At 62.0% G+C, this 21,110-nt stretch carries 26 protein-coding genes and 1 tRNA gene; 8 read left to right on the top strand and 19 right to left on the bottom strand.

The genetic code is table 11. The features are described from left to right. The 11 genes from ACOJTD_RS06670 to ACOJTD_RS06620 form a co-directional block, all read right to left on the bottom strand. Positions 1-182, bottom strand: a 182-nt coding sequence (locus ACOJTD_RS06670) for a hypothetical protein (RefSeq protein ID WP_420132139.1), incomplete at its 3' end; no start/stop codon positions are given. Between the two features lie 297 nt (positions 183-479). Beyond that, the gene (locus ACOJTD_RS06665; protein ID WP_420132138.1) at positions 480-689 is read right to left on the bottom strand and encodes a hypothetical protein; all 210 of its coding nucleotides are present in this window, start codon (positions 687-689) and stop codon (positions 480-482) included. Between the two features lie 515 nt (positions 690-1,204). Then, complete coding sequence (locus tag ACOJTD_RS06660; protein WP_420132137.1) at positions 1,205-2,380, bottom strand: AAA family ATPase; 1,176 nt, start codon at positions 2,378-2,380, stop codon at positions 1,205-1,207. A 2-nt stretch (positions 2,381-2,382) separates the two neighbouring features. Beyond that, positions 2,383-3,348 (bottom strand): bifunctional DNA primase/polymerase, encoded by a 966-nt coding sequence (locus tag ACOJTD_RS06655; protein ID WP_420132136.1) that lies wholly within the window; start codon positions 3,346-3,348, stop codon positions 2,383-2,385. Between the two features lie 6 nt (positions 3,349-3,354). Then, a complete protein-coding gene (locus ACOJTD_RS06650) occupies positions 3,355-3,786 on the bottom strand; it encodes a hypothetical protein (protein ID WP_420132135.1) in 432 nt (143 codons plus the stop codon). Positions 3,787-3,847: 61 nt separating this feature from the next. Next, positions 3,848-4,045, bottom strand: coding sequence for a hypothetical protein (locus tag ACOJTD_RS06645; RefSeq protein WP_420132134.1), 198 nt, complete (start codon positions 4,043-4,045; stop codon positions 3,848-3,850). Positions 4,046-4,332: 287 nt separating this feature from the next. Further along, positions 4,333-4,548 (bottom strand): hypothetical protein, encoded by a 216-nt coding sequence (locus ACOJTD_RS06640; protein ID WP_420132133.1) that lies wholly within the window; start codon positions 4,546-4,548, stop codon positions 4,333-4,335. A gap of 107 nt (positions 4,549-4,655) precedes the next feature. Next, entirely contained in the window at positions 4,656-4,820 is a 165-nt protein-coding gene (locus tag ACOJTD_RS06635; protein WP_420132132.1) for a hypothetical protein, read from the bottom strand. Next, on the bottom strand, positions 4,810-5,034 hold the full coding sequence (locus ACOJTD_RS06630; RefSeq protein ID WP_420132131.1) for a helix-turn-helix transcriptional regulator: 225 nt from the start codon (positions 5,032-5,034) through the stop codon (positions 4,810-4,812). The genes ACOJTD_RS06635 and ACOJTD_RS06630 overlap by 11 nt, the downstream gene beginning before the upstream one ends. Before the next feature lie 124 nt (positions 5,035-5,158). After that, positions 5,159-5,638, bottom strand: a complete 480-nt coding sequence (locus tag ACOJTD_RS06625; RefSeq protein ID WP_420132130.1) for a hypothetical protein — start codon at positions 5,636-5,638, stop codon at positions 5,159-5,161. Positions 5,639-5,640: 2 nt separating this feature from the next. Next, positions 5,641-6,987 (bottom strand): tyrosine-type recombinase/integrase, encoded by a 1,347-nt coding sequence (locus ACOJTD_RS06620; RefSeq protein WP_420132129.1) that lies wholly within the window; start codon positions 6,985-6,987, stop codon positions 5,641-5,643. Positions 6,988-7,359: 372 nt separating this feature from the next. On the opposite strand from ACOJTD_RS06620, the gene ACOJTD_RS06615 reads away from it, so the two are divergent. From ACOJTD_RS06615 to ACOJTD_RS06605, 3 genes are all read left to right on the top strand, one after another. Beyond that, on the top strand, positions 7,360-7,764 hold the full coding sequence (locus tag ACOJTD_RS06615) for a hypothetical protein (protein WP_420132128.1): 405 nt from the start codon (positions 7,360-7,362) through the stop codon (positions 7,762-7,764). Between the two features lie 90 nt (positions 7,765-7,854). Further along, the gene (locus ACOJTD_RS06610) at positions 7,855-8,226 is read left to right on the top strand and encodes a hypothetical protein (protein ID WP_420132127.1); all 372 of its coding nucleotides are present in this window, start codon (positions 7,855-7,857) and stop codon (positions 8,224-8,226) included. Between the two features lie 165 nt (positions 8,227-8,391). Continuing rightward, positions 8,392-9,072, top strand: a complete 681-nt coding sequence (locus ACOJTD_RS06605; RefSeq protein ID WP_420132126.1) for an AAA family ATPase — start codon at positions 8,392-8,394, stop codon at positions 9,070-9,072. Between the two features lie 376 nt (positions 9,073-9,448). Here ACOJTD_RS06605 and ACOJTD_RS06600 read toward each other — a convergent pair whose 3' ends face one another. Beyond that, positions 9,449-10,342: a LysR family transcriptional regulator gene (locus ACOJTD_RS06600; RefSeq protein WP_054161179.1), complete on the bottom strand. Its 894-nt coding sequence runs from the start codon at positions 10,340-10,342 to the stop codon at positions 9,449-9,451. A gap of 32 nt (positions 10,343-10,374) precedes the next feature. Continuing rightward, on the bottom strand, positions 10,375-11,340 hold the full coding sequence (trxB, locus tag ACOJTD_RS06595) for a thioredoxin-disulfide reductase (protein WP_420132125.1): 966 nt from the start codon (positions 11,338-11,340) through the stop codon (positions 10,375-10,377). A gap of 252 nt (positions 11,341-11,592) precedes the next feature. Between trxB and ACOJTD_RS06590 the strand changes: the two genes are divergently transcribed. Continuing rightward, a complete protein-coding gene (locus ACOJTD_RS06590) occupies positions 11,593-12,075 on the top strand; it encodes an Lrp/AsnC family transcriptional regulator (RefSeq protein ID WP_420132124.1) in 483 nt (160 codons plus the stop codon). Between the two features lie 41 nt (positions 12,076-12,116). Here the strand turns inward: ACOJTD_RS06590 and ACOJTD_RS06585 are convergent, their stop codons facing one another. The 4 genes from ACOJTD_RS06585 to ACOJTD_RS06570 all read right to left on the bottom strand — a co-directional run bounded on the left by ACOJTD_RS06585 (position 12,117) and on the right by ACOJTD_RS06570 (position 17,009). Continuing rightward, positions 12,117-12,527: a DoxX family protein gene (locus tag ACOJTD_RS06585; RefSeq protein ID WP_420132123.1), complete on the bottom strand. Its 411-nt coding sequence runs from the start codon at positions 12,525-12,527 to the stop codon at positions 12,117-12,119. 207 nt (positions 12,528-12,734) lie between these two features. After that, entirely contained in the window at positions 12,735-13,211 is a 477-nt protein-coding gene (gene greA / locus ACOJTD_RS06580; RefSeq protein ID WP_420132122.1) for a transcription elongation factor GreA, read from the bottom strand. Positions 13,212-13,434: 223 nt separating this feature from the next. Further along, complete coding sequence (carB, locus tag ACOJTD_RS06575) at positions 13,435-16,764, bottom strand: carbamoyl-phosphate synthase large subunit (protein ID WP_420132121.1); 3,330 nt, start codon at positions 16,762-16,764, stop codon at positions 13,435-13,437. 169 nt (positions 16,765-16,933) lie between these two features. Further along, a tRNA-OTHER gene (locus tag ACOJTD_RS06570) sits at positions 16,934-17,009 on the bottom strand. A 213-nt stretch (positions 17,010-17,222) separates the two neighbouring features. Here ACOJTD_RS06570 and msrA point away from each other — a divergent pair. The 4 genes from msrA to ACOJTD_RS06550 all read left to right on the top strand — a co-directional run bounded on the left by msrA (position 17,223) and on the right by ACOJTD_RS06550 (position 19,095). Next, the gene (gene msrA / locus ACOJTD_RS06565) at positions 17,223-17,933 is read left to right on the top strand and encodes a peptide-methionine (S)-S-oxide reductase MsrA (protein ID WP_420132120.1); all 711 of its coding nucleotides are present in this window, start codon (positions 17,223-17,225) and stop codon (positions 17,931-17,933) included. Between the two features lie 32 nt (positions 17,934-17,965). Then, on the top strand, positions 17,966-18,379 hold the full coding sequence (gene msrB / locus ACOJTD_RS06560; RefSeq protein ID WP_420132119.1) for a peptide-methionine (R)-S-oxide reductase MsrB: 414 nt from the start codon (positions 17,966-17,968) through the stop codon (positions 18,377-18,379). Positions 18,380-18,489: 110 nt separating this feature from the next. Further along, entirely contained in the window at positions 18,490-18,654 is a 165-nt protein-coding gene (locus tag ACOJTD_RS06555; protein ID WP_420132118.1) for a DUF3309 family protein, read from the top strand. A 159-nt stretch (positions 18,655-18,813) separates the two neighbouring features. Beyond that, positions 18,814-19,095: a hypothetical protein gene (locus ACOJTD_RS06550; RefSeq protein WP_420132117.1), complete on the top strand. Its 282-nt coding sequence runs from the start codon at positions 18,814-18,816 to the stop codon at positions 19,093-19,095. A 20-nt stretch (positions 19,096-19,115) separates the two neighbouring features. On the opposite strand, the gene ACOJTD_RS06545 is transcribed toward ACOJTD_RS06550, so the two are convergent. Continuing rightward, complete coding sequence (locus ACOJTD_RS06545) at positions 19,116-19,478, bottom strand: hypothetical protein (protein ID WP_420132116.1); 363 nt, start codon at positions 19,476-19,478, stop codon at positions 19,116-19,118. 98 nt (positions 19,479-19,576) lie between these two features. Continuing rightward, positions 19,577-21,073 carry a phosphomannomutase/phosphoglucomutase gene (locus ACOJTD_RS06540; protein ID WP_420132115.1) on the bottom strand — a complete coding sequence of 499 codons (1,497 nt, stop codon included), beginning with the start codon at positions 21,071-21,073 and terminating at the stop codon, positions 19,577-19,579. Positions 21,074-21,110: the final 37 nt, after the last annotated feature.

Here is a 21,110-nt window from a genome sequence, read left to right as displayed (position 1 = left end):
GCCTCGACAACGTCATCGTACCGGCGGCCCTGTCGCGCCATTTCGCTGAAAATGATCCGAACGAGCGGCGTGACCCCTTTGGGGACAGTGACCGTGCGGCGGTTGTGGTGGCGGCGTTGCGGCTGCCACAAATGCAGCGGGCCTTCAGAACGTTCGTAGTGTTCGGTACGGGGAGTGGTCATTGCGGGGCATCCTTGATTGCTGATGCCCGTAAGGTTGCCGATCGAGGCTTAAGCCTTGGAGCCTGATCGAATCTCCCTTGGTATTGTTTGTCTCCGCGATGCAGGGAGCCCAAGTGGATAGGTCCACAATCCTCTAAACAGCAACAACAACCAGCAATTTAGGATTGTCATCTGCGGTACGCTCGGTATCGCGCGTCACCCGCACTGCCACCCCCCTTTCACAGTACCTTTGTCCTGACTTGAAACCGAGAAAGGTTGATCAAATCAGATGCTTGTCGATTGATGGCTTGTGTCGGATTAAAGTCTGATCAGCTTGGCGAACGCCATGCCGGCCGCGAGCAGGGCGGCGCCAGCAATCATCCCGCCGATCGCGAACTGCCAAGGTTCAAGGGGCATGTCGCGGCACTGATGATTCCGATCCGCCTTGAGCTTGCGCTGCTCAACGACGAACGCGCGAACCTCAGCCTGTTGTCGTTCGATCCGAGCTGTCTGCTCTTGCCAAGTCATGCCACAGTCTCCCGCTGCTAGATCGTGACCGCGATCTGTGCGTCCAGATCATCCCGCCTTCTGACATTGGTTTCAATCGCGTCGCTCGCGCTGTCGCTCCCAGTCTGCGTCGACGCCGGCATGCGTGGGGCCGCTAAGCCCAGCAAGGTTTCGTTGACAGTTCTAAACGCCAGAGCGTGACAGCGGGCCGCGACGGGTGTTGTCACGCCTGTCACGCCACTATGCAAGTAATTGATTTGACAGGAATTTTGGCGTGACGAAAAAGCGTGACCTATAGGGTCAGAAGATTCTGTCACGCTGCGCTTCCGACCGTCAGACTTCTTACAGAAACTTCAACGAAAACGGGCATTCAGCCATCACACCCTGAGGGGTGTGTGATGGCGTGAACTTATGCCGGGTTAAGTCGCGTGACAAACAGCGCGCCAATGTCTGTCACGCCGAAACACGTTTATTATCAATTCGATATGTGATGGCGTGACAGCGCCCCTGTTCGGCTGTCACGCTGGCCGTCACGCTCAAATCAGCCAAAGGTATTCGACGCCATGAACGGTGCGATTTCCGAAGCGATTGCCGTCGCGGAGGATCTTGTATGCGCGATGATACGCCTGCCGTTTTGCATCATTGGAGGCTGCTGAGTCCCCAACGGTATAGGCCCGGTTAAACTCATCGCGGGCGTGATCGACCCGAACGGCCTTGAGGGGCGGCTCATTCGGAAAGATCTGAATGAGACTACCGTGAGCCAAGATCGCCTCGTTGATAGCGTCCAGGAGCACGCGGACGTGATGAGGCGGCGGCTTTTTTGCGTTCTCGGAACCGCCGTCTCCAAAGACCACATAGCCGGCGGTCTCCGGCTCTTGGTCTTCGTCATAACCAATTGAGGTTCCGGCGATCGAAAAAGTGCCGAGAGGGCCGGTGCCACCGCGACGAGACTTGGTGAGAGCGAGCGACCGGGGGCCGCTGACGACGCCGGTCTGAGCGTCGATTTCCGCCTTGCAGGCAAGAATTGCGTCTGCACCGGCAGCGAACGCGCTCGCCCCACGCACGCCACTCTCAGGCCCCTTACCGAAGTGAGTAATCGGCATGACCAGAACGCCGGCCTCGTTGCCCACGGCAGCGAGCAACTTCATCAGTTGAGCTGCTTCCGCGTTTCCATTCTCATCTTGAAGCGAAACGAAGGCAGGCAGCGTGTCGATGACGACAAGTCGCAGCGGATGATCGGGGTACGCTTCACTGAACCATCCCCGCGTGGCACGGATCATCCCTTTCAATTCGGTGACAACAATCTGCGGCCCTCCGGTCGGCAGTGCACTAGGACACAGGAAAGGGATGCGGGAATTGCTGTCATCGCCAAAACGCTCTCGGCGCGCTGCGAACACGCGGGCGTCGATCTCGCCGCTGCCTTCTGCTGCGATCCACAACACGCCACCGGCTTTCACCTTGCGACCAAGGAACGCTTTGCCGTAGATCAGGGACAGTGCGATATCGACGCCAATGAAGGTTTTGCCGGCAGAAAACTGGCCGGCAAGCAAGGCAACGCCCGCCTCGGGAAGGATGCCCTTGATCAAGTAGCGCGGCATTTCGAGAGGCGTGCCACCGATACAGCGAAAGGGAGGCTCGCCCTCGTTGCAACTTGCCTGCGGGGGGACGGCCTTAATATTGCTGTTTGCCGCGAGTTTCGGGAGAGGGGCCATTTTCAGCTGCGCTTTCGGAGATTGATAAGGGGTTCTTGAGGCAGCTGCTGCAGCAACCAGTTGAGGGCTTCGGCTTTGTCGACTTCTCGCGCTTTCATCACCAGGTCGATGGGCGTATATTTCTCGCCAGTGCCGAAGTCCTCGATGCCGTTGCGGTGGATTGAAAGGTTGCGCTTGCGCTTTTCCAAAGGCCGGCCACTCGACGATGACCTCCATGTTGCAACGGCTTCATAGCCTCCAGCCTTGGGCCGGCCCTTGTAGAGATGGAGCTTCGGCACCCATGCATGCAAGTTCGCCATCGCGTCGTCGTTGGCCTCGCGATAAACGCTCCGCTCGCCTACAGACGACGTTGCTTTAAACTGATGCTCGACATCCAGCGCTGATACGCGGTCGCCCTCGGGATCGTAGCCGAACTCGACCAGTACTCTGGCGATCTTCTCGGCAATGTCGTCGTCGAGTTCGGTCAGATTCTCGATTGGCGTGTCTTCGAGGGTGTCGTCAGTCCACCAAAAATAGGGCTCGCCCGTATCCGGGTGGATCGAAGGCGGCAGCACGGTCTGCCTGCCCTCGGCGAGCAGGTCGACCAGCCCGACGCGCTCGGGCGTCCGGAAATTCTTGGACCTGATCTTCTCGGTGTTGCCGCGATAGAAGAGAGAAATGCCCTTACGGCCCTTCTTCTGCACGTTGGACAACGGCAAGATTTCGAGCAGCGGGCCAACCGTATCTTCCCGGTCGATGTCGATGCAAACAAGGCCACGGCCGGTCAGCACGCCGATACCAGCATCCGGCCAAGTCATCCAGGCTGCAAGGTTGTTCGGGAAAATTCGGGTGCGGTTATTCCATCCCTTTTGGAGTTTCCAGCGGGCGCCGCAGTAAATGCCGGGCTTTTTAGAGCCGGGCATGATCGGATGTACAATGTATCCGCGCTCAATCAATGCCGGCGCTGCGATAGTGAAGGGGCACGTCATGGCACGTCACTGCAACGCGCTAATCAGATCAGGCGCATCGCGCCCAACCCGATGGGTACCCTTGGTCGCGTAGTAAAGCAAAGCACGCTTCAGCCGAGCCTTAGCCGTGCCCTGTTTGTCGTTTTGCAACCGACAGAAGAGGTCGTATCGATCGCCGTTGATCGTGCCGCCCTGGCGCGTTACGAAAGTCCAGTCCATCGCCTCGTTATCGACGCGTACCGTAAAACGGTATCGGGCTTCCGGATATTTGGCGAAGTATTGCGCGTCGCTGTAGGCGGTATAGACCAGCCGAATCTTGCTATGATAGTGGCAGGCAAACAGCGCCGGCCGCTTGCGCGCCGGCATGTAACGCCGGAGTTCGTTGCCGACCTGAATGAAGTCTCTCAGGCGATCGAACCGGCCCTGCATACGCGCGGTGTTCTTGGTAATCATGGTCATCGTCCTTCTTCAGTCAAACTTCAGCCCGGGCACCGCAAATGCCCGGGCGATTTTCTGTTGGCTATGCGGCCTCGACCTTCGCGCTGTTGATGAACGCCACGATGTCGTCCAGGCAATACATGACGCGACCGCCGATACGGTAGTAAGCCGGGCCGTACCCACGCGTCCGCCAAGCAGCGAGACACTTTTCGGTCCGGCAGATGACGGCCGCGCAGCCTTTTTGGTCGACGTAGGTTCTTCCGTTCAATTCAATGCGCATTTGGTGGCTCCTAGGCGGCTGTCTTTCGATCGCGACAAAGCTAGCCTTGCTTGGATGAGTTTAGGGGGCGGTTTGAATCTCCCTTTGAGAAACCACTGTGAATTAGGCACAACTCGGCAGGCGATCGGGGACTGCGCGGCGTGTTGTGAGGTTTCGTTGAGGGATGTCTCGCCTCCGCTGGCTGCCAGGTGCACAGCCAACCCGGCCTCAACCGCGAAGATGCCGGCGAGGCTGGCAACGTCCGGATCGGCGAGCCCGAACGCATCGACGGCCAGCTTGAGGATTGCTCAGCGGTCACGGAGATTGGCCGGCGTCACGGGGAAGCGCCGCACGTCATCCATGCCGCGCCGCAGGATCACGCGAGCCTTCGCCGCAGCGTCCGCACCGGCTTCGGCACCGGGACTGCCATCCGGATACGTCTCGCATTCAACCTCAATGTTGCGCAGTGCTTCAAAAGCGATTGTGAGGTCGCTGGCGAATTTTGAGAGATAAGTCTCGGTCATATTGGTCCTTTCGGCGCGCATGCGCTCTCGTTCGCGCCAGAGCATCTGACGACGGGGGGGTAGGTTGAGGTTGTCGGAGGAGCGCCGGGCCTAGCCGGCGCGGGGTGTCAGGGCGTCAGGCTGACGAGGTATGAGGCCTGAAGCCGTAGCGCCTCAGCAGCGAGATGGGAGTCGGTCGGCCCCAAGGTGGTTTCGTCCGCGTCGTCGAGCACTTCCGCGAGTTCGATCAGGTAGGTCAGCTCGTCGGTTTTGGGGGCGAGGTCATGCTGCATTGCGAGCTTCCCGTTTGTTGTCATTGGCGGTGTCGGGGAAGGTCGTCGGCCGCGTCGCGAGCCATGCGTCGACCAGATCCAGGTCGAAGCGCCTCGTCCGTCCGATGTAGATCGGGCGCGGGAAAGCCGGGTCATGCCTGATCCTGCGATCGAGCGTTGCGCGGCTGAATCTAAGGTAGGCGAGAAGATCGTTCGCGGTGGCGTATCGTGCCATTGGGGGATGTCCCTTGATGCTTGGTGGCGCATCAAGAGTTAACGTAGATGGCGGACGGGATCAGCCCATTTAAGTCCCCCCACTTTGCCGGAAACCATCCGTCGCTGTCCGTCGCTTGGATCACCTACAGGGCGCCTAGTTCGTCGGTCCCCATGTAGCGAACATCGGCGTGCAGCTGCATGGCATCTTGCACGGTGGTTTTGCTGACCCCATGCTGTTTGCAGATGACGGTAACGGCGTGAGTCGCCGAATACCCGTTGCGTCTCAGCCGTTCCACCGCAATCGCGATGTCATAGTCCCGCCGCGCCCTAAAGGTCGCACCACCGGAATCTCGGTTCTTGTGATTTTTCCAAATTTTCCCGACCGTCTCGTTGTCGATTGTCGCCTTACGATCGCCCTGGTGTGCTCGTTCGGCAATGGACCCAACTGCCTCTGCGAATCGATCGATTTCGGAATTGATGGATTCGGGAAGCTCACAGCCGTATTTCCGCGCAAGTGAGAACGCGCGCCATGCCGCCGAAGCATCGCGTTCGCGCTCGAAGATTTCCACCATAACGGCGATTTCACCGCGTGCGATTTCTTGTGCTGAAGGGAGTTTGCTCACTTTTACGCCTCAGTCTTGAACGGGACGACGTTGGATTGCTTCGGCGCTGTCAGGCCCATGACGTGGTCAGCCCAAAGGTTCAAGGCGTGGCGCTTTTCGGAGAAGTATTTGTGCTTTTGGTAGACCCCGACAATTCCGGCGAAGGTGCCGGAAACGTGGTTCATTACCTGCTCTGTGACGTCCACGGCAACGCCCAGCCGTTGCAGCCCCGACGCGACAGTTCGGCGTAGGTCGTGAACACGCCACGGCCTCACCTCGATAGGCTCGCAGCCGCCCTTCTCCGCATCCTCGCGCGCGATTTCCCTCATGATCTTGTCCAGCCGCGCCTTGACGTGTGAGAACCCGGAAATTGGCGTTGTGCCGGTCGTGGTAAAAACGAGGTTGGACTCAACCAATCGAGCGCCATTGCCCGCTTTCGCCGGGATCATGACTTTCGGCAGATCGCGCAGAATAGCGACGGCGGCCGGCGGCAATGGGATGACGTGCTCGCGGGCGTTCTTCGCGCGAGCGGCTGGCAGCGTCCACACCGGCACGTCGGCGTCGAGCTTGAGTTCGGACCGAGCCATCCCGGCGACTTCATCCCGGCGCTGCCCGGTGAGGATCAGCAGCCGGTAGAAGCTACGCCAAATCCAGTCGAAGCGGTCTAGCGCCCGCCAGAGCAAGCGCAGCTCGTCGTCGGACAGGATATGCGACCGCGCCGTTTCAGCCGCCACGGGCTTGGTCCGCTCGAACGGATTTTCATCAATCAGCGCCTTGTCGATGCACCAGCCGAAGAAGGTCCGGGCTGCGGCGCGGGTCCGGTTCGCCAAGACGGGGGCACCGCGATCCTTAATTGCGTCGATCAACTTGAGCGCGTCGGCGCGCGACACGTCATCCACCCGCCGCTTTGCCCAGCCTTTCAATTCCTTGGTCAAGAGGCGCTTGAGTTCCGAGGCAGACCTCAACTTCCGGCCGTCGACCCGGTCGCGGTAGTAGCGTTCAAGGACAAGCTCAATTATATCGTCTCGCCGTCGGGCCTCTTTCTCAGCTGATTCGATCCGCGCCATGGTGGCGGCGCGCTCTGCGCGCCGAACGGCCGCCGGGTCGGAACCCGTCGCACGCTGCCGGCGGGCATCGCTCGCCGCATCGCGCGCTTGTTGCAGCGTGATCGAACCTGACCCGGCTGCCGGGCCAAGGGTCAGGGAGACGTCCCGACCGGTGTCATGCCGCTTATACCGGAACGCGAATGCCTTCTCGCCACTCGGATAGACGAGCACCCGAAGACCCGGATGACCCACATCGGTGATCGCATAGCGTTTTGGCTTCGGTTTTGCGTTTGCAATTGCGAACGCGGTTAGCGGTTTTCTCATCGCCCTAAGGCCCTCTCAAGTCCCACTTCAGGTCCCACCTATATGTTGATTGGTGGTGACTTGCAATGAAGCGCCGAGAGGCGATGAAATGATAGGGATCGTTGATATTATTGAATTTTTTCTAACAGATTGGGCGGGGGTGAAGCACTCTGATTGATGCTAAAGCACGGTGGTCTCTGTCTGTGGAACAGGAGGTCGGTGGTTCGAGCCCACCCAACTGTACCACGCTTCCGGGCACGGACGTCCGCGCTCCGTTTGCCGCAGCCCTTCGTTCATTCACTGCAGTTCACTGCGATCGTTGATGGCTGATCCATGCCGTGACGTCGCTGCGCGACTTGATGGGCGTTGGCAGAGCCCAGTATTGCAGCACGCATGGCTGCCGACGCCATGATTGGAGGGCTGACCAATCCCTGCATGCGACTGCGATTCGATTGCTTCGCTCGGCCAAACGATGCTGCCCCTCAGTTGGAGACCTTGCTGCGCGACTTCGTGGCAGTGATGTGCTGGAACGACGTTCCACCGGGCACGTTCCTTCGCAATACGCGCGAGGGGATCATGGCTGAGCTGAAGGTGAGTGACGAAGCGGTAGCGGTGCTGGTTGATATCGCCCGCACTGCCGGACGGGATCTGAACGCCGGGCAGCGCCTGGAACTCGATCACCTGATCTCCCAAGGGCTCGCCGCCGTCGCCGACTCTGATCAGGGGCGAAGCTACACAGTCACTGATCGAGGGCAGAAACTACTTGATGAACGCGGCGTTGGCGCCAACGAAGCGTAGCCGCGATCGCTGACAGCGAACATTCAGGAGGTGCTGCATGTCTCTGGAATGGATCGATGCAGTACATATCTCTGACGGATGGAAAAGCCCGTGAGTGATGTGGATCATCGCGCCGAACTCGAACGGCATCTGTCTTGGTTCGAGTCGAAGCTGCCGCCCAAGCCCGCACATTTCGTGGGATGGCTGCGCAAGCCGTCGTCCAAGTATGTGCGTCTGCCGCTCGGCGTTCTGCTGGTGGGTGGCGGTGTGCTCAGCTTTCTGCCGGTGCTCGGCCTATGGATGTTGCCGCTCGGCCTGATCCTGATCGCGCAGGATGTGCCTGCCTTGGAAAAGCCGACAGCGCGGAGCCTCGGTTGGCTTGAGCGCAAGTGGTTGGAGCGGCAGCGCAGCAAGGGCGTCGAGATCACACCGCAAAGCACCGAGCGGAGTACGCGCGGTCCGGCTGCAGCGCTTGATGAATAGAGCCGCTGCACGAATATCGGCCAACCGCGTTGTTAGTGTGACTCAAAAGCCAACCTTTCGATGCAAAATAGGAAGGTTGAATCGTTCGTGTCGCAATTTTATCTTCCACGAATCAGCGTCCTGATTCACCTTTGTCAACCATAGGTCAATCGGGAGGCCCGTCGTATGAACGTAATCGTCTTTGCATCGCGTAAAGGCGGCGCTGGCAAGAGCACGCTGACTGCTCATCTGGCCGCGCACGTCACCAAAGCTTCGAAGCGTTGCTTGCTCGTCGATGCGGATCCGCAGGGCTCGCTGACGCTGTGGCATAAATTGCGTGGTACCAACGAGCCGCCGCTGCGTACGGCGACGCGCTCCGTCGGCGAGATCGTCGCGTCTGCCAAAAAGGACGGCGTCGAATGGGTGTTCATCGACACGCCGCCGAATCTTTCGGCCGTGGTCGACGATGCGATCCGGCATGCCACGATGGTGATTATCCCGGCGCGTCCGGGTGTGTTCGACGTTAATGCCGTTCAGGAAACGATCCAGAGCTGCCGCTCCAGCCGCAAGCCTTACGCGGTGGTTCTGAACGGCGCGCCGGCGCTGCGTGACGAGGTCGAAAGCCGGATCGTGACGATCGCGCGCGAGGGGCTCGCCAAGTTCAAGGCACCGGTGTGGGGCGGGCAGATCACCAACCGGGCCGACCTGCTGATGGCGCTCGGCGAAGGTCAAGGCGCGCGCGAATATGCGGCAGAAGGACGCGCCGCGTACGAGATCAGCCGGCTGTGGGCCGCAATCGAACGCTCGGTCAAGGCGATCCGCGGGGCCGGCGCATCGTCGGGCGCCATGCACAAGCAGGCCGCTTAAAGCATCTTTGGCGACTTGGAGCGCGCGGGTGTCCGCGCGTTTTTATTTTAGCCGTGGCCCAGGAGCTGCGGCCGTTGGCGTTTGCAAAAAAAACCGGGCTCGCAAAGGAGCCCGGCTGAGGTCTTGGCCTCGAGAGGCCGACACAATCACCTTCCAAGAGGGATAACTGAAGCTCCACACTACTGGAGGAGGGGGACATGTGTAGTGCAAACCCTCAGCATGCAGTCATTTCATCTGCGAAAGTCGTTCGCAGCAACCAGGGCCGCCGCATGTCAGTCATGCGGCGGTGGTGGTTTGTTGCGAACCACACGCAGTGATCGTTCAGGTCGGAGAGCCGTGGCCGCTGCGCCAGTAGCCCCGATTGTCACCGGCTAGACTAGCTCGGCCAGCGCTGCGCCTTGTTGACGACGAAATCGCGGAACACCTGAACGCGTGCGACCGTCTTCAGCTCTTCGGGATAGACGAAGTAGGTGTCGAGCTGGATCGAGTCCTGCTCGTCGAACAATTGCACGAGCCGGTTCGGGTCTTCGACCAGATAGTCGGGCAGGGCGGCGATGCCGAGGCCCTGCTGGCAAGCGCGCACCAGGCCGAGGATATTGTTGACCTTGAAATAAGGCTCACGCGGCCCGGCGCCATTGCGGCCGGCATCGACCAGCCAGCTTCGGTTCTGCAGATGCTGCGGCACCTGATTGTCGCTCAGCATGATCAGCCGGTGGTTATCGAGATCCTCGAGCGTCCGTGGCGTGCCGAAGTGCTTGATGTATTCGGGCGAGCAATACGCGTGGAAGCCGATCGAGAACAGCTTGCGCTGGATCAGATCCGGCTGGGTCGGCTTGCGGGTGCGGATCGCGACGTCGGCTTCGCGCATCGACAGATCCAGCTCCTCGTCGGTGACGATCAGCGAGATCCGGATCTCCGGGTACAGCGCGGTGAATTCGCCGAGGCGCGGCACCAGCCAGTGGATGCCGAGGCCGGGCGTCGTGGTGATCTTGAGATCGCCGCTCGGCCGCTCGCGGCTGTCGGTCAGCTTGGCGCGCGCCGCCTGCAGCTGCATGAACACGTCATGCGCCGTCCGGAACAGCAGATCGCCTTGCTCGGTCAGGATCAGGCCGCGCGCGTGGCGATGGAACAGCGAGACCGACAGCTCCTGCTCGAGCGCGCTGACCTGGCGCGAGACTGCCGACTGGGACAACCCCAGCTGTTCACCCGCATGAGTGAAGCTGCCCGCTTCGGCCGCGGCGTGAAAGACCTTGAGCTTATCCCAATCCATATCGGTGAACCCGTCGCGGTTTCGAGGCACGGTTACTCCGCCGCCTCTCGTTCACTGGCCTGCACTGCGAGGAAGCGCTCCGCTTCCAGCGCTGCCATGCAGCCGAGGCCGGCCGCGGTCACGGCTTGGCGATAAGTCTCGTCGGCGACGTCGCCGGCGGCGAACACGCCGGGCACCGAGGTGGCCGTCGAGTTCGGAGCGACGTGGACATAGCCGGAGGGCTTCAGTTTGAGCTGATCCTTGACCAGCTCGGTCGCCGGTGCGTGGCCGATCGCGATGAAGACGCCATCGGCGGGCAGCTCGGTCAGCGCGCCGGTCTTGACGTTCTTCAGCCGGACATGCGTGACCTTGGTCGGATTGTCGCTGCCGCAGATTTCCTCGACGGCGCTGTCCCAGACGACGTTGATCTTCGGATTCTTGAACAGCCGATCCTGCAGAATGCGCTCTGCGCGGAAATGGTCGCGGCGGTGGACGATGGTCACCTTCGAGGCGAAGTTGGTGAGGAAAAGCGCTTCCTCCACCGCGGTGTTGCCGCCGCCGACGACGACGACTTCCTTGCCACGATAGAAGAAACCGTCGCAGGTCGCGCAGGCCGAGACGCCGAAGCCCTTGTAGGTTTGTTCGGACGGGATGCCGAGCCAGCGAGCCTGGGCGCCGGTGGCGAGAATGACGGTTTCAGCGATGTACACGTCGCCGCTGTCGCAGGTCAGGCGGAAGGGGCGCTGACTCAGGTCGAGATTGACGACCAGATCGGTGACGATCTTCGTGCCGACATGCAGCGCCTGCTTCTCCATCTGCTCCATCAGCCAGGGGCCCTGGATGACGTCCGCAAAGCCGGGATAGTTCTCGACGTCGGTGGTGATGGTGAGCTGGCCGCCGGGCTGCATGCCCTGCAGCAGGATCGGTTCGAGCATCGCGCGGGCGGCGTAAATCGCCGCGGTGTAGCCGGCCGGTCCGGAGCCGATGATCACGACTTTGGCGTGGACGGGACTGGGCATGTTTCAGCTCCCCAAATATAGGGCGGCGCGAAGCAGGAATGGCCTGGCAGGGGCATCGCCAACGGGCGGAAGGTTTAGACGCAACTTTATGTCATCTGGTGAGCCATGCAAGTTTTGCAATCCGTCTGTGCAAGATTCCCACCGTCTTTGGCAAACGAGTTGTGATCATCGCGAAATAAAATTGCTCAGCTTTGTCCATCTGGGCTAAGAGGGGGCGGCTGCCAGCCTGTCCGCATCACGGGATTTCGCCGCGTGTCCAAGAGCCTCGACCAGATCGACCTGAAGATCCTCCAGGAAATCCAGGATGATGGGCGAATCACCAATGTCGAATTGGCGAAGCGGGTTGGCATTTCGCCGCCGCCCTGCCTGCGCCGGGTCCGGACGCTCGAGGAAGAGGGCTACATCCAGGGCTATCGCGGGCTGCTCGATCCGGCCCAGCTCGGCTTCGACGTCACGGTATTCGCCTCGGTGCATCTGTCGAGCCAGGCTGAAGCCGACCTGCGTGGCTTCGAGGAGTTCGTCCGCAACGATCCGCTTGTCCGGGAATGCTGGATGCTGTCGGGCGAGGTCGACTTCATCCTGAAATGCGTCGCGCCCGACATGGCGACCTTCCAGAATTTCGTCGCGCATCTGACCGCCGCCCCGCATGTTCGTAACGTCCGCACCTCGCTGGTGCTGCGCAATTCGAAATACGCCGCCGCCGTACCGCTCGAGCTGAAGGCGGCCGCCACCTGAACGCCGCGCCGGAGCGCGACGTTTAGACGTCCCGGTGAGGATCAGGATTTACGGCGCAGCACGGAGTCCAAGCTGATCGGACCACCGCCCGCCGTCGCCAGATACAGACAAGCGAAGCAGAACAGGATCGCAGCCGTGCCGCCGTTCAGCAGCGGAAACCACACCGGCGTGTCACCCTTGAACATGTGGCCGATGAAGTACGCGAACGCCATCTCGCCGGACAGGATGAACGCCACGAGGCGGGTGAACAGGCCCAGCATCAGCAGCGCGCCGAGCACGAGTTCGAGCGATCCGGCGAAGCCGATCAGCGAGAACAACTCGACTTTGGCGAAGTAGGGGACGACCGGAAACTTGAAGAGCTTGGCCACGCCGTACTGAAACAGCAGCAGGCCGGTGATGAAGCGAAACAAGCTCAGGACCGTGGGCTGCCACTTGGCGGCGAAACTATCCATGTGCGGTGCGTGTCCTTTGTTGAGGATTGATCGCAGGTGGATACTTGGGGTTCCTCATCCTTGTCCATCTACCCCGCCTTGCTACACGGACAAGTGAATGCAAATGCGTCCGTCGTGATCGGCTCGGCGTCGCGTTGGCGGCCCCGCGGCGAGCAGCAAAAAGGCCGCCCGAAGGCGGCCTTTTCCGAACTCGATGGGGTCGAAGTATCAGCGCCACTCGACCTTGGCGATCTCATAGGCCTTGGCGCCGCCGGGAGCGACGACCTCGACGGAGGTGCCCATCTTCTTGCCGATCAGCGCGCGGGCCAGGGGCGAAGTGATCGAGATCTTGCCCTTCTTGGCGTCGGCCTCGGCCTCGCCGACGATTTGCCAAACCGCCTTCTTCTCGGTGTCCTCGTCGATCAAGGTCACCGTGGCGCCGAACTTGATAGTGTCGCCACTGAGCTTGCTGATATCGATGATGTCGGCGCGCGCAAGCTTGTCCTCGAGCTCCGCGATGCGGCCCTCGTTGTGCGACTGCTCTTCCTTGGCGGCGTGATACTCGGCGTTCTCCGACAGGTCGCCGTGAGAGCGCGCCTCGGCGATATGCTCGATGATCCGCGGACGATCCTCCGACTGACGCTTCTTCAGTTCGTCCGAGAGCGCGGCATAGCCGCCCGCCGTCATCGGTACCTTTTCGACCATCTTGCCTTCATCCTCAGTATTCGTTGCGGATGGTCACGACGTGACCACCCGCATTCTCGTCAGCTTGCGTAAGGGCGGGCCGGCAGTGGCTCGCCAAGAAACTTCCAGGATAAGTCCAGCCGATTGCTCAGGGGCGCCACGAAGGGCGCATTAAAACTCACCTGAAGCTGGCGGGTTCCCGGTCCTGCCGATCAGTTTTCCGAGCACGTAGCCCGGCTGACGATCAGGATTGGGAAAAGTAGCTCTGCAAGGTCCGAACCTCAAGGTCTCCGCCCAGATAGGCCCGGATTCCCTTTGCGGCCGCCACAGCCCCGGAAAGAGTGGTGTAATACGGCACTTTATGCAAGAGGGCAGCGCGCCGCAGCGAGCGGCTGTCGGCCAGCGCCTGCGGGCCTTCGGTGGTGTTGAACACCAGTTGCACCTCGCCGTTCATGATGGCGTCGACGATGTGCGGCCGGCCTTCGAGCACCTTGTTGATCTTCTCGGTCGGCACGCCATGGTCGCTGAGATAGCGCTGCGTGCCCGAGGTCGCGATCACCTTGAAGCCGACTTCGTGCAGCAGCTTCACGGCGTCGATGATCCGCGTCTTGTCGTTTTCGCGAACCGACACGAACACCGTTCCCTTGCGCGGCACGCGGGTGCCGCCGCCGAGCTGGCTCTTGGCGAACGCGATCTCGAACGAGCGGTCGAGGCCCATGACTTCGCCGGTCGAGCGCATCTCCGGGCCGAGCACGGTGTCGACGCCGGGGAAACGCGCGAACGGGAAGACCGATTCCTTGACGCCGACGTGGTCGAGTTCGCGCTTCTTCAGGTCGAGGTCGGCGATCTTCTCGCCGGCCATGATCCGTGCCGCGAGCTTGGCGACCGGCATGCCGATTACCTTGGCGACGAAAGGCACGGTCCGCGAGGCGCGCGGATTCACTTCCAGGACGTAGATCTCGCCGTCCTTGATGGCGTACTGCACGTTCATCAGGCCGACGACGTCGAGGCCGAGCGCGAGTTCGCGCGTCTGCCGCTCCAACTCGGCGATCATCGGCGCGTCGAGCGAATAGGGCGGCAGCGAACAAGCCGAGTCGCCGGAGTGAATGCCGGCTTCCTCGATGTGCTCCATGATGCCGACGATGAACGTGTCCTTGCCGTCCGACAGGCAGTCGACGTCGATTTCGATGGCGTCCGACAGATAGCGGTCGAACAGCAGCGGATTGGTGCCGAGCACGGTGTTGATCTGCCCGGTCTTGTCGTTCGGGTAGCGAGCCTTGACGTCGGCCGGCACCAGCTCGGGCAGGGTGCCGAGCAGGTAGTCGCTGAGCTGGGTTTCTTCGCGGATGATCTGCATCGCGCGGCCACCGAGCACGTAGCTCGGGCGCACCACGAGCGGCAGGCCGAGTTCGGCGGCGACCAGGCGCGCCTGTTCGACCGAATAGGCAATGCCGTTCTTCGGCTGCTTCAGCCGCAGCTTGTCGAGGATGCGCTTGAAACGGTCGCGGTCCTCGGCGAGGTCGATCGCGTCCGGCGAGGTGCCGAGGATCGGCACGTCGGCGGCTTCCAGCGCGCGCGCCAGCTTCAGCGGCGTCTGCCCGCCGAACTGCACGATGACGCCTTTCAGGCTGCCCTTGCTGCGCTCGGTGTCGATGATCTCGAGCACGTCCTCGGCGGTCAGCGGTTCGAAATACAGCCGGTCCGCGGTGTCGTAGTCGGTCGACACGGTCTCCGGGTTGCAGTTCACCATGATCGACTCATAGCCGGCGTCATGCAGCGCGAAGCAGGCATGGCAGCAGCAATAGTCGAACTCGATGCCCTGGCCGATCCGGTTGGGACCGCCGCCGAGAATGATGACCTTGTTCTTGTCCGACGGCCGGCTCTCATCCGAGGCCGGACCGGCGAACGGCGACTCGTAGGTCGAGTACATGTAGGCGGTCGGCGAGGCGAATTCGGCCGCGCAGGTGTCGATACGCTTGAACACCGGGCGCACGTCGAGCGCGCGGCGCTTCGCCTTGACGATGGCTTCGGTGGTGCCAGCCAGCACCGCGAGGCGGGCATCCGAGAAGCCCATCGCCTTGAGGGTGCGCATGCCGAAGGCGTGGTCCGGCAGGCCGCTGCTGCGCACGCGCGCTTCCATGTCGACGATGCCGCGCAGCTGCGCCAGGAACCACGGGTCGATCTTGCAGGAGTTGAAGATCTCTTCGTCCGACCAGCCGAGCCGCATCGCCTGGGCGACCTGCAGCAGCCGGCTCGGCGTCGGGGTGCCGAGCGCCGCGCGGATCGCATTCTTGTCGTCGCCGCGGCCGAGCCCCTCGATCTCGATCTCGTCGAGGCCGGTCAGACCGCTCTCGAGGCCGCGCAGCGCCTTCTGCAGGCTCTCCTGGAAGGTGCGACCGATCGCCATCACCTCGCCGACCGACTTCATCGACGTGGTCAGGTTGGCCGAAGCGCCGGGGAATTTCTCGAAGGCGAAGCGCGGAATCTTGGTGACGACGTAGTCGATCGTCGGTTCGAACGACGCCGGGGTTGCGCCACCGGTGATGTCGTTGGCGATTTCGTCGAGCGTGTAGCCGACCGCCAGCTTGGCGGCGACCTTGGCGATCGGGAAGCCGGTGGCTTTCGACGCCAGCGCCGAGGAGCGCGACACGCGCGGGTTCATCTCGATCACGACCAGGCGGCCGTCCTCGGGATTGACCGCGAACTGCACGTTGGAGCCGCCGGTTTCGACGCCGATCTCGCGCAGCACCGCCAGCGAGGCGTCGCGCATGATCTGATATTCCTTGTCGGTCAGCGTCAGCGCCGGCGCCACCGTGATCGAGTCGCCGGTGTGCACGCCCATCGGATCGAGATTCTCGATCGAGCAGACGATGATGCAGTTGTCCTTGCCGTCGCGGACAACTTCCATCTCGTATTCTTTCCATCCGAGGATGGATTCTTCGATCAGCACTTCGCTGGTCGGCGAGGCGTCGATGCCGCTCTCGACGATTTCGATGAACTCGGCCTTGGTGTAGGCGATGCCGCCGCCGGTGCCGCCCATGGTGAAGGACGGCCGGATCAGCGCCGGGAAACCGATTTCGTCGAGCGCACGCAGCGCGTCGGGCAGATTCTTGACCTGGCGGGAGCGCGGGGTTTCGAGGCCGATCTTGGTCATCGCCTCGCGGAACCGCTCGCGGTCCTCGGCCTTGTCGATGGCGTCGGCAGTCGCGCCGATCATCTCGACATCGAACTTCTCCAGCGTGCCGAGCTTGCGCAGCGACAACGCGCAGTTCAACGCGGTCTGGCCGCCCATGGTCGGCAGCAGCGCGAAGCCGCCGGGGATGACGTAGCGTTCCTTCTCGACGATCTTGGCGACGATCTCGGGCGTGATCGGCTCGATATAGGTCGCATCGGCCAATTCCGGGTCGGTCATGATCGTGGCCGGATTGGAATTAACCAGGACGATCCGGTAGCCCTCCTGCTTCAGGGCTTTGACCGCCTGGGTCCCGGAATAGTCGAATTCACAGGCCTGGCCGATCACGATGGGACCGGCGCCGATGATGAGGATCGTGGAGATGTCGGTTCTTTTGGGCATCAAATCTCGCTGACGCGGGCGGGCGGAAATCGGGCACAAAAAAAGGGCGCGCCGTCGCGCGTCCCTTGCTGTTCAGCGCCGGGCATCCCAGGCGCGCGGGCGTTTCTTAGACCAGTTTCCGCAGGGACGGAAGAGTTTAACGCTTCCCGTCAACCGGCAATTTGGGTGTTGGAGGCCCAGCCTGGACTTGAACCAGGAAAAAAGGGCGTTGCACCGCCCCCGCGTTGATCTTCCGCCACCGGGCCAAGAGTATTGTGGCTCCATCGGGTGCGACAATCCAGCCCGACCGGGGGTTAACGTTAAGTCCCGGTTCCGGGAATAGGCGGGGTTACGCCGGCTCACGCATTCGTGTGCCCCAAGGCGTAACGCTTTTCTCGTCTCGCCGTATCTTGTCACCTGAAGATTGCGCCGGCCGGTTGCGGCGACGAACGAGCGAACATCGAACCCGAGGAACACCCATGCGCTTCATCAGCCGTCTTGCTCACTGCGCCGCCGCCCTGGGCGTGCTGGCCTTGTCTGCGAGCTTCACGCCGAGCCGTGCCGCCGAGGACGCCGTGGTGATTCCGCCGCCGGCGGTCGATGCAAAAGCCAGCGACGGGCTGCAGACCGCAGTGTTTGCAGGCGGCTGCTTCTGGGGTGTACAGGGCGTGTTTCAGCATACGGCAGGAGTGGTCAACGCCGTTTCGGGCTACGCGGGCGGCAGCAAGGCGACGGCGAACTACATGACTGTATCGACCGGCACGACCGGCCACGCGGAATCGGTAGAGATCAAGTACGACCCGAAGCAGGTCAGCTACGGCAAGCTGCTGCAGATCTTCCTCTCGGTGGCGCACGATCCGACCCAGCTCAACCGGCAGGGCCCGGACAGCGGCACGCAATATCGGTCGGCGATCTTCACGCTCAACGATGATCAGAAGAAGGTCGCGGACGCCTACATCGCCCAGCTCAACGGGGCGAAGGTCTACGGCGGACCGATCGTCACCAAGGTCGGTCCGCTCGACCGCTTCTATCCGGCGGAAGCTTATCATCAGGACTACCTGACGCTTCACCCCAGCCAGCCCTATATCGTGTACAACGACCTGCCGAAGATCGATAACCTGAAGAAGCTGTTCCCGAAGGACTATCTGGAAAAGCCGACGCTGGTGAGCAGCGCCAAGGTCACGAATTGACGGCCGGATCGCCCACACGTGCAGGAGTTGCCATGACCGATACCAAGACCGCGCCCGGCAAGGTCACCAAGAGCGAGGCCGAGTGGCGCAAGGAACTGTCGCCGATGCAGTATGCGGTGCTGCGCGAGAAGGCCACGGAGCGTCCGTTCACCGGCGAGTACGAGTACGAAACTACACCGGGCACGTATGTTTGTGCGGGTTGCGGACAGACGCTGTTCGAGTCGGATGCCAAGTTCGATTCCGGCTGCGGCTGGCCGAGCTTCACGACGCCGGCGCAGGCCGAGGCGATCGACGAGGAACGCGACGTGAGCCACGGCATGATACGCACCGAAGTGCTGTGTTCGCGCTGCAGCGGCCATCTCGGCCATGTGTTTCCCGACGGCCCGGGGCCGACCGGACTGCGTTATTGCATCAACTCGGCCGCGCTGAAGCTGAAGCCGCGCTGACAGTTGGACGCGACGCGTCGCCCGTATGCGCGATGCGTCGCATGTCGCTGTGATCGGGCGTAGCATTCTCCGCGGCCGGCGCCTGACGCGCCTGCGCCGTGGAGGATGTCATGTCGATTGCCACCGTCGTCATCATCGTCCTGATCCTGCTGCTGCTCGGCGGCTTCAGTCGCCGGTTTGGCGGCTATGGCTATGGTCGCGGTTCGGGACTGACCGGCCTGATCGGCGTGGTTCTGATCGTGGTGGTGGTGTTGGCGCTGCTGCGGAAGCTGTAGGCTGTTCGGCCATGCCTGCGCGGGGCCGGTTCCCGGGGTCGCAATTTCCGCGATCGTGCCTATATCTGTGACGTAATCCGAACAGCGCCGATCGAGGGTTCTCGCGAGCCTGGCTTGCGGCGTTCAATTCACGCGTATTGTCAGAAGGTTAGTTGAGCCATGGCATTCAGCTTCGAGACCTCCGCCGAATTGTTTCCTGCAGCGATCCGGAAGAAGAAGCGGGCCGGGTTCGCCTATCGCCGGTTCGACAATGCGGCCGATGCCGTACGGTTTGCGATCGAGGAGATGCCGGCGGATTCGCTCAATGGCGCCTATCTGCAGGTCGAGGAAGCCCGCTTCGACCAGAAGGGTATCCGCGAGCTTTACGAGAGCGATGCCTATCCGCACAAACGCCGCGGCCAGGACGTTGCGGCTGAAGAGCTGAAGGAAGACGCCGCCTGATCTGCGGCGCTCATCAGCCGCTATAGCGGCGTAAAGGTCTGCAACTCGCAGCGGTCGACGATCGCCGACTGCCGCGACGAGACTAGCTTGGTCCCCCGATAGAATAGCGCATAAACCAGCCGGGCCTGCTCCGGCGAAGTGCTGCGGACGCAGATGATCCACGGCGCGACCGTCATCGGATCCGCCTCGAACGGTCCCGCAACTTGCAGCGGATCTGCAAGCTTGGCGTCGCGCGCGACCGACTTGATCTCGGCCGTGGCGGACTTGACCGTCGGCGCTTGGGCGGCCGGCTCGGGGATGGATTCGAGAACCGAACATGCTCCTAGCAGGCCGGCGGCCGAGATTGCCGCAACGGCGGCTGTGCGCGCGCTTGATCGAACCATGAAGATTGTCCCCTCCGGCCCGGGCGAGCTGCCGGCGAACGCGTTCAGCGCTCGCAGGCACCGCTGCGCAGATCAATGATCATGCGCAGCGTGGCCGATCAAATCGTCTGATTGTAGGCGCCCACCTCTGGATGCTGCCTCAGCACGACGTTCACAGCTTCGAACATGTCGTGCATCCGCGCCTCCGATATGGGGCTCTCGACCACGACCACAAGCTCCGGCTTGTTGGACGAGGCGCGCACCAATCCCCAGCTGCCGTCTTCGCAGGTCACGCGCACGCCGTTGACGGTGACGAGGTCGCGAATCTTCTGGCCGGCGACCGTGTCGCCGTTCTTCTGCGCGGTTTCGAAATGTTTCACGACCGCGTCGATCACGCCGTACTTCTTCTCGTCGTCGCAGTGCGGCGACATCGTCGGCGACGACCACGTCTTCGGCAGCGCGTTCTTCAGATCCGACATCGACTTGCCCGGCGCGCGATCGAGCATCTCGCAGATCGCGATCGCCGATACCAGGCCGTCGTCGTAACCACGGCCGGGCGGTGCGTTGAAGAAGAAATGACCGGACTTCTCGAAGCCCGCCAGCGCGTTGAGCTCGTTGGTCCGGCGCTTCATGTAGGAGTGGCCGGTCTTCCAGTATTCTGTCTTGGCGCCTTGCGCCTGCAGCACCGGGTCGGTCGCGAACAGGCCGGTCGATTTGACGTCGACGACGAACTGCGCGTTGGCATTGATCGCCGACATGTCGCGCGCCAGCATCACGCCGACCTTGTCGGCGAAGATCTCCTCGCCGGTGTTGTCGACCACGCCGCAGCGGTCGCCGTCTCCGTCGAAGCCGAGGCCGAGGTCGGCCTTGTGCTCCAGCACCGCGTCGCGGATCGCGTGCAGCATCTCCATGTCTTCCGGATTCGGATTGTACTTGGGGAAGGTGTGATCGAGCTCGGTATCGAGCGGAATGACCTCGCAGCCAATCGCTTCCATTACTTGCGGGGCAAAGGCGCCGGCGGTGCCGTTGCCACAGGCGACCACGACCTTGAGCTTGCGCTTCAGCTTGGCATGCTTGGTGAGATCGGCGATGTAGCGGGCCGGGTAGTTCTCGTGGAAGACGTAGGAGCCGCTACCGCTCTTGAACTCGGCGCCGAGGACGATCTCCTTCAGCCGGTTCATCTCGTCCGGACCGAAGGTCAGCGGCCGGTTGGCCCCCATCTTGACGCCGGTCCAGCCGTTATCGTTGTGCGAGGCCGTGACCATCGCGACGCACGGCACGTCCAGATCGAACTGCGCGAAATACGCCATCGGCGTCACCGCCAGCCCGATGTCGTGCACCTTGCAGCCCGACGCCATCAGCCCGCCGATCAGCGCGTATTTGATCGACGCGGAGTAGCCACGGAAATCATGGCCGGTGACGATTTCCTGCGGTCGCCCCAGTTCGGCGATCAGCGTGCCGAGCCCCATGCCCAGCGCCTGAACGCCCATCAGGTTGATCTCTTTGCCGAACAGCCACCGGGCGTCGTACTCGCGGAAGCCGGTCGGCTTCACCATCGGCTCCGACTCGTAGGCGTAGGTGTTGGGAAGAAGGGCCGGTTTCGGCTTGGGAAACATCTGGGAGCCTTATGTTCGTCCGGACACGAGCGTCGGA

The sequence above is a fragment of the Rhodopseudomonas sp. genome, from assembly GCF_048594845.1.
Taxonomy (GTDB): Bacteria; Pseudomonadota; Alphaproteobacteria; order Rhizobiales; family Xanthobacteraceae; genus Rhodopseudomonas.
This window is presented reverse-complemented; position numbering and strand designations above follow the sequence as displayed.

Coding starts and splice junctions, on each gene's coding strand:
- ACOJTD_RS06665 (WP_420132138.1), bottom strand. CDS start 689: ATGACTTGGCAAGAGCAGACAGCTCGGATCGAACGACAACAGGCTGAG.
- ACOJTD_RS06660 (WP_420132137.1), bottom strand. CDS start 2,380: ATGGCCCCTCTCCCGAAACTCGCGGCAAACAGCAATATTAAGGCCGTC.
- ACOJTD_RS06655 (WP_420132136.1), bottom strand. CDS start 3,348: ATGACGTGCCCCTTCACTATCGCAGCGCCGGCATTGATTGAGCGCGGA.
- ACOJTD_RS06650 (WP_420132135.1), bottom strand. CDS start 3,786: ATGACCATGATTACCAAGAACACCGCGCGTATGCAGGGCCGGTTCGAT.
- ACOJTD_RS06645 (WP_420132134.1), bottom strand. CDS start 4,045: ATGCGCATTGAATTGAACGGAAGAACCTACGTCGACCAAAAAGGCTGC.
- ACOJTD_RS06640 (WP_420132133.1), bottom strand. CDS start 4,548: ATGACCGAGACTTATCTCTCAAAATTCGCCAGCGACCTCACAATCGCT.
- ACOJTD_RS06635 (WP_420132132.1), bottom strand. CDS start 4,820: ATGCAGCATGACCTCGCCCCCAAAACCGACGAGCTGACCTACCTGATC.
- ACOJTD_RS06630 (WP_420132131.1), bottom strand. CDS start 5,034: ATGGCACGATACGCCACCGCGAACGATCTTCTCGCCTACCTTAGATTC.
- ACOJTD_RS06620 (WP_420132129.1), bottom strand. CDS start 6,987: ATGAGAAAACCGCTAACCGCGTTCGCAATTGCAAACGCAAAACCGAAG.
- ACOJTD_RS06615 (WP_420132128.1), top strand. CDS start 7,360: ATGGCTGCCGACGCCATGATTGGAGGGCTGACCAATCCCTGCATGCGA.
- ACOJTD_RS06605 (WP_420132126.1), top strand. CDS start 8,392: ATGAACGTAATCGTCTTTGCATCGCGTAAAGGCGGCGCTGGCAAGAGC.
- ACOJTD_RS06600 (WP_054161179.1), bottom strand. CDS start 10,342: ATGGATTGGGATAAGCTCAAGGTCTTTCACGCCGCGGCCGAAGCGGGC.
- trxB (WP_420132125.1), bottom strand. CDS start 11,340: ATGCCCAGTCCCGTCCACGCCAAAGTCGTGATCATCGGCTCCGGACCG.
- ACOJTD_RS06585 (WP_420132123.1), bottom strand. CDS start 12,527: ATGGATAGTTTCGCCGCCAAGTGGCAGCCCACGGTCCTGAGCTTGTTT.
- greA (WP_420132122.1), bottom strand. CDS start 13,211: ATGGTCGAAAAGGTACCGATGACGGCGGGCGGCTATGCCGCGCTCTCG.
- carB (WP_420132121.1), bottom strand. CDS start 16,764: ATGCCCAAAAGAACCGACATCTCCACGATCCTCATCATCGGCGCCGGT.
- msrA (WP_420132120.1), top strand. CDS start 17,223: ATGCGCTTCATCAGCCGTCTTGCTCACTGCGCCGCCGCCCTGGGCGTG.
- msrB (WP_420132119.1), top strand. CDS start 17,966: ATGACCGATACCAAGACCGCGCCCGGCAAGGTCACCAAGAGCGAGGCC.
- ACOJTD_RS06555 (WP_420132118.1), top strand. CDS start 18,490: ATGTCGATTGCCACCGTCGTCATCATCGTCCTGATCCTGCTGCTGCTC.
- ACOJTD_RS06550 (WP_420132117.1), top strand. CDS start 18,814: ATGGCATTCAGCTTCGAGACCTCCGCCGAATTGTTTCCTGCAGCGATC.
- ACOJTD_RS06545 (WP_420132116.1), bottom strand. CDS start 19,478: ATGGTTCGATCAAGCGCGCGCACAGCCGCCGTTGCGGCAATCTCGGCC.
- ACOJTD_RS06540 (WP_420132115.1), bottom strand. CDS start 21,073: ATGTTTCCCAAGCCGAAACCGGCCCTTCTTCCCAACACCTACGCCTAC.